Below are 9477 nucleotides of genomic sequence, written 5' to 3' on the forward strand. Positions count from 1 at the left end.
ATTAGTGCCAGACGATCTCCCCCGAGCCCGAATGCTGCGACTCGCGCCCGCGCGGGTTGCCGTGTACGTGGATGTCGCCGCTGCCGCGCAAATTCAGGGTGGCGTCGTTGCGGATGAAGACGGTGCTTTGGCCCGAGCCTTGCAGGCTGACGTTGGCCTTGTCGGCAGGCAGGTGTTCGGCGTCGATGTCGCCTGAACCGCTGAGGTCGGCGCGCAGGAGTTTGGTGTTGCCGCTGGCGACGATGCGTCCTGATCCCACCATTTCCAGGGTCACGCTGTCGCTATTGCCGCCATTGATGTCGAGGTTGCCGCTGCCGTTGACGGTGGCGTTGATCTGCTTGTAGCGACCGGTGAAGCTGATGTCGCCCGAGCCGGCCAGTTCCAGGCTGAAACTGTCGCCCGAAAATCCCGTGATCTTGCTATTGCCGTTGCCGTGTACTTCCAGTTGGGTAAGATTGGGCAGCACGATTTCCACCTGCAGCGGCTGGCGATGGTGGAACAGCATGCCCTTGGGGCCGATATGCAGGGTGGCGCCGTCGACGGTGGTGTCCACATTGGCCAGCAAACGCTGTTCGCCGCTGACTTTCAGCGAGGGCGTGGCGCCGCGGCGCAGGGTCAGGTCGATGGGGCCGGCCAGGTCGATGCTGGTAATGCTGGCGGGAATGGGCCGCGTATCGCTGCGCACGGCGCGGCCGGCTGCGCTGCTGGGGCTGCTGATGCCCTTGGCGCGCAGGGCAGCATAGGACATGGCGATCAGGACCAGGGCCAGCAAAAACATGGAGAGGCCGACTTTGAGTAATTGTTTCATGGTGGTTTCCTCAGTGGCCCTCAGTGACCCTTGAGCAGGGAAATATTCATCGCGATATAGCGCCGGATGCCGATCAGGGTATAGCGCGTGACTACCAGGCTGAGCAGGAACAAGATGATGCCGCCCACCACGATGGCCATGCCGATCACGGTTTGCGTGGTGCGCGCGTCGCGGTCCAGGTCTGTCGAGATGCGGATGCCGCCGCCGGCCAGCACTTCCGCCTGCTCCACCACGCGTGAGGAAGACTGCGGCTCGCCGCCATTGTCGCCAGTGGACTGGTCGTCGCGGTCCGGTGACTTGTAGACGCGGATGCCTGTATCGCCGATGACGATGCGCGTTTCGCGCGGCGCATCGCCATCGTCCTGGATGATGATATGGCGCAAGGGGCCGTCTAGCACCAGTTCGTTGGCGCCGGACAAGCCGCTGGCGGTAATGGCGATGCCAGCCAGGTAAAAGCTCAGTCCCAGCGCGTACAAGGTGGCCAGCAAGGCTGCGTAGACGGCGGCGGGCACCACCATGAACAGATTGAAGATAGCCAGGCCGACTAGCGACACCAGCAGGCGCAGCAGGTTGACGGGGTTTTTCTTTTGTTCGAACGCCCGGCGCCGGGTGTTGCTGCGCAAGGTCATGGCGATCTTTTTCGGGTCGCCCAGTTCATCGGCGATTTCCTGCTCGCTGCGGCCGGCGGCCAGGCCTTCGTTGAAGGTCTGTTCGTAGTACGCCATCGTCTTGGCGATCAGGTCGGGCGGTAATCCAGCCAGTGCCTGGCGCAGTTTGTCGAGATAATTATTCATATATTTAGCTTAGCTTCAGCTTGCCCTGTGTGCTTGGAGCCTGTGTTTAACCTATGCTCGGACTGTACCCAAACGGCCCGGCATGCACCAGCATAGTGCGACAGACTGCAATTTTGATGGGGTCAGCGGCGCCAGGGCAGGATGCACTGTCAAGTCTACTTTTGTCGGCTGAGCTGCGCGGCTGCCTGCACGCCGCTGCGTACGGCCGCTTCGATGGTGGCCGGGTAGTCATGGGCGCTATCTTCGCTGGCCGTATAGTCGCCAGCGATCAGCAGTCCATCGATGCCGCTGGCATTGCCCGGGCGCTGCAAGTTGGGCGTGCAGGCGAAGGTGGCGCGTTTTTCGGTGATGACCTGGGTCCATAGCGGCTGGGCCAGCGCAGCCTGAGCCAGCACTTGCGCCAGTTGATCTGCGATGGCTTGCGCCAGCGTCGCATGGCCTTGCTCTGCCGCCTGGCTGGATGCGCTGACGACGACCGCCAGCAAACCGGGCTGGCTGGTATCGAGCTGGCCCCGGTCGAATACGAACTGGCCCCAGTGCCCAATTTCTGGGGCATCGGCCAGGGCGTAAAACGGCAAGTCCAGGCGTACGCTGGGGTCGTATTGCAGATAGCAGGTGCTGATCGCTTCCGGCGTGAAGGCTTGCAATTGTTCGATGACGGCGCTGCTGCGTTCATCTTGCAAGCCTTGCAGCAGGGTGGCTGCCTGGGCTGAAGAAGTGGCGATGACGGCGCCGTCATAGGTGTCGTCGCCGTTGATTTGCCAGCGGCCGTCCGGCAGCGGGATCAAAGCATCGACTTTTACACCCGTGTGCACCGCGCCGCCATGCTGCGCGACATAGCGGGCGGCGGCGTCGGGGAACAGCGACGATAAATCAGTTTTCGGCAACAGCATGTCCGAGGCGCTGCGTTTGCTGGCGCCCAGGCTGTCGCGCAGCACATTGATAAAGACCCGGGCCGAAGCGCGTTCGGGCGGCGTGTTCAATGCCGCCAGGCACAGCGGACGCCACATCAGCTTGATCAGGCGCCCGGTCTGGTCGAAGCGCTCCAGCAATTCGCTGACCGAACAATCGTTGTAGAGTTGCCAGCCCATCCAGCGCATGGCGCTGGAAAAGCGCATCAGCGACAGCTTGTCGGCCCGCTGCAAACCCTTGGTCCGCAGCAAGGCCCAGGCCAGGTGCAGCGGCGCAGGCCAGCGCGGGGCGATAAAATCCATACCGCCAGAGTTTGGCGGGTAGCGCATCTGCAGCGGCAGGTTCAGGATCAGCGCGCGCGGATCTTGCCCCGCCAGCTTGAGCAGGCGCAAGGTTTCCGTGTAGGCGCCCAGCAAGATGTGCTGGCCGTTGTCGAGTACCAGGCCTTCGCGTTCAACCTTGCGCGCCCGTCCACCGAGGGTGCGCGCGGCCTCGAACAGCGTGACGGCATGGCCGGCGCGGACCAGTTCCATGGCAGAGGCGCAACCGGCCCAGCCGCCGCCGATCACGGCATAGCGTTGCGCAGACACGGATTTAGCCAAGGGTTTAGCCACTAATCCAGGTCTTCCAGGCCAGCCACAGTTTGCGGATCGGGGTCAGGGAGATGCGCTGCTTGAGTACGTGGTAGCCATCGCGCTCGACTTCTTCCAGCAAAGTGCGGTAGATGGCAGCCATGATCAGGCCGGGGCGCTGGGCGCGGCGGTCTTCCTTGGGCAGCAGGGCGAACGCCTCGTCATAGGCTTTTTGCGCACGCGCCACCTGGAAGCGCATCAGGTTTTCAAAGTTTTCGTTGTGGCGGGCGTTCAGCAGGTCGGCCGCCGTCACATTGAACTGCTGCAACTCGCTGATCGGCAGATAGATGCGCCCCTTGCGCGCATCTTCGCCCACGTCGCGGATGATGTTGGTCAGCTGGAAGGCATGTCCCAGTTTCTCTGCGTATTGCAAAGTTTCCGGGCGGGTCGCGCCGAAGATGCTGGCCGACAAGATACCCACCACGCTGGCGACATGCCAGCAATAGCGGCTCATGGCCTGGTAGTCGAGGTAGCGAGTCTGGTTCAAATCCATTTCCATGCCGTCGATGATGGCTTGCAAATGTTTTTCTTCCAGCTTGTACACGTCCAGATGCGGTTGCAGCGCGCGCATCACGGGATGCGTGGGATTGCCCTCGTACATGGTCTTGACTTCCTTGCGCCACCAGACCAGCTTGGTGCGTGCCACGGCTTCGTCCACGCAGTCATCGACCGTGTCGTCCACCTCGCGGCAAAACGCGTACAGGGCCGTGATCGCCTTGCGGCGCTCGGCGGGCAGGAACAGGAAGCTGTAGTAAAAGCTGGAGCCGCTCTGGGCGGCTTTTTGTTGGCAGTATTCGTCAGGAGACATAGGCAAAAAAGCAAGGGTGACAGATCGAAGCCGCTATTCTATCGTCTTACACTGTGGGTGTAGGAGGAAAACGCGGTTTTACTTGTGCAACCGGCAGCAAGCGTTTTTTCGACATGCGCACGGCGCGCCAGAAAATGGTCAGCCAGTCGCGTTTGCTGAGCTTGGGACGGCGCCGGAAGACGTCGTAATTGACTGCTTCGATGGATTCGAGGATGTGCAAGCCGCCTTGCACCACCAGCCGCAGTTCCCAGCCGATGCGGCCGCGCAAGCGCAGGGCCAGCGGCGCGCCACTGAGCATCAACTCGCGTGCGCGCGCCACTTCAAAACGCATCAAGGCGCTCCACTTGCCATGCGATTCGGCCCGTTCAAACGCGGCCGGCGAGACGGCAAAGCGCGTGAAATCTTCCATCGGCAGGTAGATGCGCTCTTTCTGCTGGTCGATGGCGACATCTTGCAAGAAATTAATTAGTTGTAAAGCTGAGCATATGGCATTCGAATCGCGTACATTCTCTTCGTCAACGGCCTGGTACAGATGCAGCATCAGCAAGCCGACCGGGTTGGCGGAGCGGGCGCAATAGTCCATCACGTCGTCGTGGGTGGCGTAGCGCGTGGTTTCCACATCTTGCTGGAAGGCCGACAGCAAGTCATGAAACGGTTTCATCGGCAAGTCGAATTTCGCGATGACCTTGGCCAGGCGCGCAAACATCGGGTCGTCGCTGCTCTCCTGCATTTGTATGCGGCCCAGTTCCCTGGCATAGGCTTGTAGGGCGGCCAGCCGTTCGGCCGGCGTGGCGTCGCCTTCATCGGCCAGGTCGTCCGCGCTGCGGGCGAAGGCATAGATGGCTTCGACGGCAGGCACCAGCCGGCGCGGCAAGAGGAAAGAAGCGACAGGGAAATTTTCGTAATGGTCTACAGGCATGAACACACTTGTTTAGTATTGCAATTTTTTTAATTCGGCGACAAAGGACGAAATTAATGACGCAAAAGTCACTAAATTTTTTTGCGCACGATTATAATTAATAACCGACGAGTCATTAAGGTAGGCAGCGTATTGCTGCCAGCCGGAATGCGCAGACGGATATTGTCACAAATTTAAGATAATCAGTAAGGAAAAGTTTGGCGCTACCCATCCGGCAAGCAAAAAGTTTCCTGACATAAAAAATCTACAGCCCGCATAGTAAAGGAAATTACCTTGTTTGCCCTGAAAACCCTGCGCCCTGAGACTGGCGCGCCCGTATTTTTTGCCCTGCGCCCCATGGCCAGCGGTGCACTGGCGCTTGCCTTGGCCGTCACCCTGTCCGCCTGTTCCAAACCAGCCCCGAAAGTCGACGAGGTGCGCCCCGTGCGGGCAATCGTCTTATCGAGTAGCAATGTCGATGTCAACGCCGAGTTCGCAGGCGAGGTGGTACCCCGCGTGGTGTCGCAACTGGGTTTTCGCGTGGGCGGCAAGATCGTGGCGCGCAAGGTCGATGTGGGCACGGTGGTCAAGCGCGGCCAGGTGCTGATGCAGCTGGACCCACAGGATTTGCAATTGTCGCAGGCGCAAGCCAAGGCCTCGCTGGCCAGTGCAGAAACCAACCGCGACCTGGCGCGTGCCGAACTGAAGCGTTATCAGGACTTGCGCGACAAAAACTTCGTCAGCCAGACCGTGCTTGACAGCAAGGATGCGACTTACAAGGCGGCCCAGTCGAATGTGGATGCAGCCCAGGCTGCTTATCGCGGCCAGGCCAACCAGTCCGGCTATGCCAGCTTGCTGGCCGATGTCGATGGCGTGGTGACGCGCATCGATGCGGAAGCAGGGCAGGTGGTGGCGGCCGGCACGCCCGTGGTGCAAGTGGCCAGGAGCGGCGACAAGGAAATCGCCATCGGTTTGCCGGAAGACAAGGTGGAAACCATGCGTGGCGTAAAAGATGTGGTGGTGCGTCTGTGGGCCGACCCGAGCCAGGCGCTGGCAGGCAAGATCCGTGAAATTTCACCGGTCGCTGATCCCGCCACGCGTACTTATCAAGCCAAGGTCACGATACCGGACTTGCCGCAGGCGCGCCTGGGCATGACGGCGGTGGTCCAGTTTGCTTCGCAGACGGCGATGCCGCAAATCAGGGTGCCGCTGACGGCCTTGTTCAATGAAAAATCGCAAAGCTCGGTCTGGGTAGTGGAAAACGGCGCCGTGCAGCGCGTGGCCGTGACGGTGGGCGGCGTGGCGGGCAATGATTTATTGCTGAGCTCGGGCGTGAAGGCGGGCCAGACCGTGGTGACGGCGGGCGCCAATGTGCTGAAACCTGGGCAGAAAGTCAGCATCCTCGGTACGGGCCTGGCGCCGATGGCGGGGTCCGCAGCCCCGGCGGGTGCTGGAGTGGCCAAATGAAGGGCGGTTTCAATCTGTCGCGCTGGGCGCTCGAACATATACCGCTGACGCGCTACCTGATGGCCGTGCTGTTGATAGGCGGCATGCTCAGTTATGCCAACCTGGGCCAGGATGAAGATCCGCCATTTACTTTCCGCGCGATGGTCTTGCAAGCGTACTGGCCAGGCGCCACGGCGCTGCAGATGGCCGATCAGGTAACCGACAAGCTGGAGCAAAAACTGCAGGAAACGCCCTACATCAATGACATCACCAGCTATTCCAAGCCTGGTGAAACCTTGATCCTGCTGCAATTGCGCGAATCGGCGCCGCCGAAAGAAACCGCTGCCGCCTGGTACCAGGTGCGCAAGAAGATAGGCGACATCCAGGGCACTTTGCCCGCTGGCGTGGTCGGCCCCTTCTTCAATGATGAATTTGGCGATACCTATGGTTCCATCTTCGCCTTGTCGGGCGACGGTTTCAGCTATGCGGAAATGAAGGATTATGCGGACCGGGTGCGGCAAGAGCTGTTGTCCGTAGCGCAAGTGTCCAAGGTGGCGCTGTTCGGCGTGCAAGATGAAAAAATCAATATCGTCTTTTCACACAAGAAGTTTGCCCAGCTGGGCATCCCGTTCGAAGCCATCGTGCAGCAGCTGAGCGCGCAAAACACCATCAATTCCACCGGCGTGCTGGTCACGCCGACGGACAATCTGCAAGTGCGGGTGACGGGCGCCATGGTCAAGGTGCAAGACTTGGAAAACATGGAACTGCGTGCCAACGGCACGACCTTCCGCCTGGGTGACTTCGCCACCGTCAAGCGCGAATTCACCGATCCGCCCAAGGACAAGATGCGTTTCAATGGCAAGGAAGTGATCGGCTTGGGCGTGTCGATGGAAAAGGGCGGCAATATCATCGAAATGGGCAAGGCCTTGCAGGCCACCATGGCGCATATGAAGAGCCAGTTGCCGGTCGGCATAGAACTGCAGCGCGTATCGAACCAGCCGGAAGCCGTGTCGGCCTCGGTGGGCGAATTCGTGCATACCCTGATCGAAGCGATTTTGATCGTGCTGGCCGTCAGTTTCGTGGCGCTGGGCTTGCACACCAAGCCGCTGCGCATCGATGTGCGTCCTGGCCTGGTGGTGGCCCTGACGATACCGCTGGTGCTGGCCGTCACTTTCCTGTGCATGCATATGCTCGATATCGATTTGCACAAGATTTCCCTGGGTGCCTTGATTATTGCCTTGGGCTTGCTGGTCGATGACGCCATCATCGCCGTCGAAATGATGGTGCGCAAGATGGAAGAGGGCTTTTCCCGTTTCGACGCCGCCACGTTTGCCTACACTTCGACCGCCATGCCCATGCTGACAGGCACCTTGATCACGGTGGCGGGCTTTCTGCCCATTGGCCTGGCCAAGTCGACGGCCGGCGAATATACGTTTTCGCTGTTTTCCGTCAATGCGCTGGCGCTGATCATTTCCTGGCTGGTGGCCGTGATCTTCACGCCGTATATCGGTTACGTGCTGCTGAAGGTCAAGCCGCATGCGAATAATGACCATGAGTTGTTCGATACGCCCAACTTCCGCCGTTTTCGCCGCGCCGTCACCTGGTGCGTGGAATGGCGCAAGACGACGATCGCCGCCACCCTGGTCATCTTTGCAATGGGCATTTATGGTTTTAATTTTATCGAGAAGCAATTCTTCCCCGATTCCAGCCGGCCGGAACTGATGGTGGAAATGTGGTCGCCCGAGGGCACGACCTTTGCCGCCAATGAAGCGCAAGTGAAAAAGTTTGAAGCGTTTGTCAGCAAGCTCGATGGCGTGGAAAGCGTGACCAGCTATGTGGGCACGGGCAGCCCCCGTTTCTACTTGCCGCTCGATCAGATCTTCCCGCAGACCAACGTCTCGCAAATCGTAGTCTTGCCGAAAAGCCTGGCCCAGCGTGAAATCCTGCGCCACAAAATCGTCGACGTCTTCAAGCAGGATTTCCCGGAAGTACGGGGCAGGGTCAAGCTTTTGCCAAATGGTCCACCCGTGCCCTATCCCGTGCAGTTTCGCGTGACGGGGACGGACGTGGCGCAAGTGCGGACAATTGCCGACCAGGTCAAGGAGACCATGCGTGGCAACCCGAATACCGTGGGCGTCAACGATAACTGGAATGAATCGGTGAAAGTCTTGCGCCTGGACCTGGACCAGGACAAGATGCGCGCCCTGGGGATTACCTCGAAAACGGTGATGCAGGCGGCCAATACCATCCTGTCGGGCACGGTGATTGGCCAATTCCGCGAAGACAATAAGCTGATCGATATCCAGGTGCGCCAGCCCCTGGAAGAGCGGGCCACGATTTCCGTGCTGTACGACACGAATATCCCCACTTCCACGGGCAAGTCGGTGCCGATCTCGCAAATTGCCCGCGTGCATTTTGTGTGGGAGCCGGGCGTGGTCTGGCGCGACCGCCGTGCCTGGGCGATTACCGTGCAATCGGATGTGATCGATGGCATACAGGGCGCGACCGTCTCGACGCAGCTGAAACCCCAGATGGATGCCTTGCGCAGCAAGTTGCCAGCGGGCTATCACATCATCCTGAAAGGCGTGGAGGCCGACAGTGGCAAGGCGGAAGCGTCGATTGCAGCCAACTTGCCGCTGGCAATCTTCATTATCTTTACCTTGCTGATGCTGCAATTGCAAAGTTTCTCGCGTGCCATGCTGGTGTTCCTGACGGGGCCGCTGGGCGTGGCAGGCGCGGCGTTTGCCTTGCTGCTGCTGCACCGTCCGTTGGGCTTCGTGGCCAACCTGGGCATCATCGCGCTGTTCGGCATGATCATCCGCAACTCGGTGATCCTGATCGACCAGATCGAGCAAGACATCAAGGATGGCTCGGCGCCATGGGACGCCATCATCGATTCGGCCGTACGCCGTTGCCGCCCCATCGTGCTGACGGCTGCCGCAGCGGCGCTGGCGATGATACCGCTGTCGCGTTCGGTTTTCTGGGGTCCGATGGCCGTGGCCATCATGGGCGGTCTGATATTGGCAACGGCGCTGACCTTGTTATTCCTGCCGGCCTTGTATGCGGCCTGGTTCAGGGTGAAAAAGCCGGTGGCGCTGGGCAAGGGTGCGGCGTAGATAGCGCCAGGCCGAGCCGCGCTGGCCATGATGCTGTTGTCGCGCTCGGTTTTCTGGGGAGAC

The 9477-nt window shown here is 60.2% G+C and carries 7 protein-coding genes; 2 read left to right on the plus strand and 5 right to left on the minus strand.

Annotated features, from left to right (window positions below):
- Position 1: 1 nt before the first annotated feature.
- The 5 genes from HDE72_RS19495 to hpnC form a co-directional block, all read right to left on the minus strand.
- Positions 2-808 (minus strand): head GIN domain-containing protein, encoded by an 807-nt coding sequence (locus HDE72_RS19495; RefSeq protein WP_183744081.1) that lies wholly within the window; start codon positions 806-808, stop codon positions 2-4.
- Between the two features lie 20 nt (positions 809-828).
- The gene (locus HDE72_RS19500) at positions 829-1602 is read right to left on the minus strand and encodes a DUF1700 domain-containing protein (RefSeq protein ID WP_183744084.1); all 774 of its coding nucleotides are present in this window, start codon (positions 1600-1602) and stop codon (positions 829-831) included.
- Positions 1603-1757: 155 nt separating this feature from the next.
- Positions 1758-3104 carry a hydroxysqualene dehydroxylase HpnE gene (hpnE, locus tag HDE72_RS19505; RefSeq protein ID WP_311735256.1) on the minus strand — a complete coding sequence of 449 codons (1347 nt, stop codon included), beginning with the start codon at positions 3102-3104 and terminating at the stop codon, positions 1758-1760.
- A gap of 16 nt (positions 3105-3120) precedes the next feature.
- Positions 3121-3954: a presqualene diphosphate synthase HpnD gene (hpnD, locus tag HDE72_RS19510; protein WP_183744092.1), complete on the minus strand. Its 834-nt coding sequence runs from the start codon at positions 3952-3954 to the stop codon at positions 3121-3123.
- Between the two features lie 46 nt (positions 3955-4000).
- A complete protein-coding gene (gene hpnC / locus HDE72_RS19515; RefSeq protein WP_183744095.1) occupies positions 4001-4873 on the minus strand; it encodes a squalene synthase HpnC in 873 nt (290 codons plus the stop codon).
- 273 nt (positions 4874-5146) lie between these two features.
- Here hpnC and HDE72_RS19520 point away from each other — a divergent pair, with 273 nt between their 5' ends.
- Together HDE72_RS19520 and HDE72_RS19525 are read left to right on the plus strand one after the other, a co-directional pair.
- On the plus strand, positions 5147-6319 hold the full coding sequence (locus tag HDE72_RS19520) for an efflux RND transporter periplasmic adaptor subunit (protein ID WP_260176807.1): 1173 nt from the start codon (positions 5147-5149) through the stop codon (positions 6317-6319).
- Positions 6316-9414, plus strand: coding sequence for an efflux RND transporter permease subunit (locus HDE72_RS19525; RefSeq protein ID WP_183744098.1), 3099 nt, complete (start codon positions 6316-6318; stop codon positions 9412-9414). Before HDE72_RS19520 ends, HDE72_RS19525 begins: the two co-directional genes overlap by 4 nt.
- Positions 9415-9477: the final 63 nt, after the last annotated feature.

It is taken from the genome of Janthinobacterium saanense, from assembly GCF_014200675.1.
GTDB lineage: Bacteria > Pseudomonadota > Gammaproteobacteria > Burkholderiales > Burkholderiaceae_D > Janthinobacterium.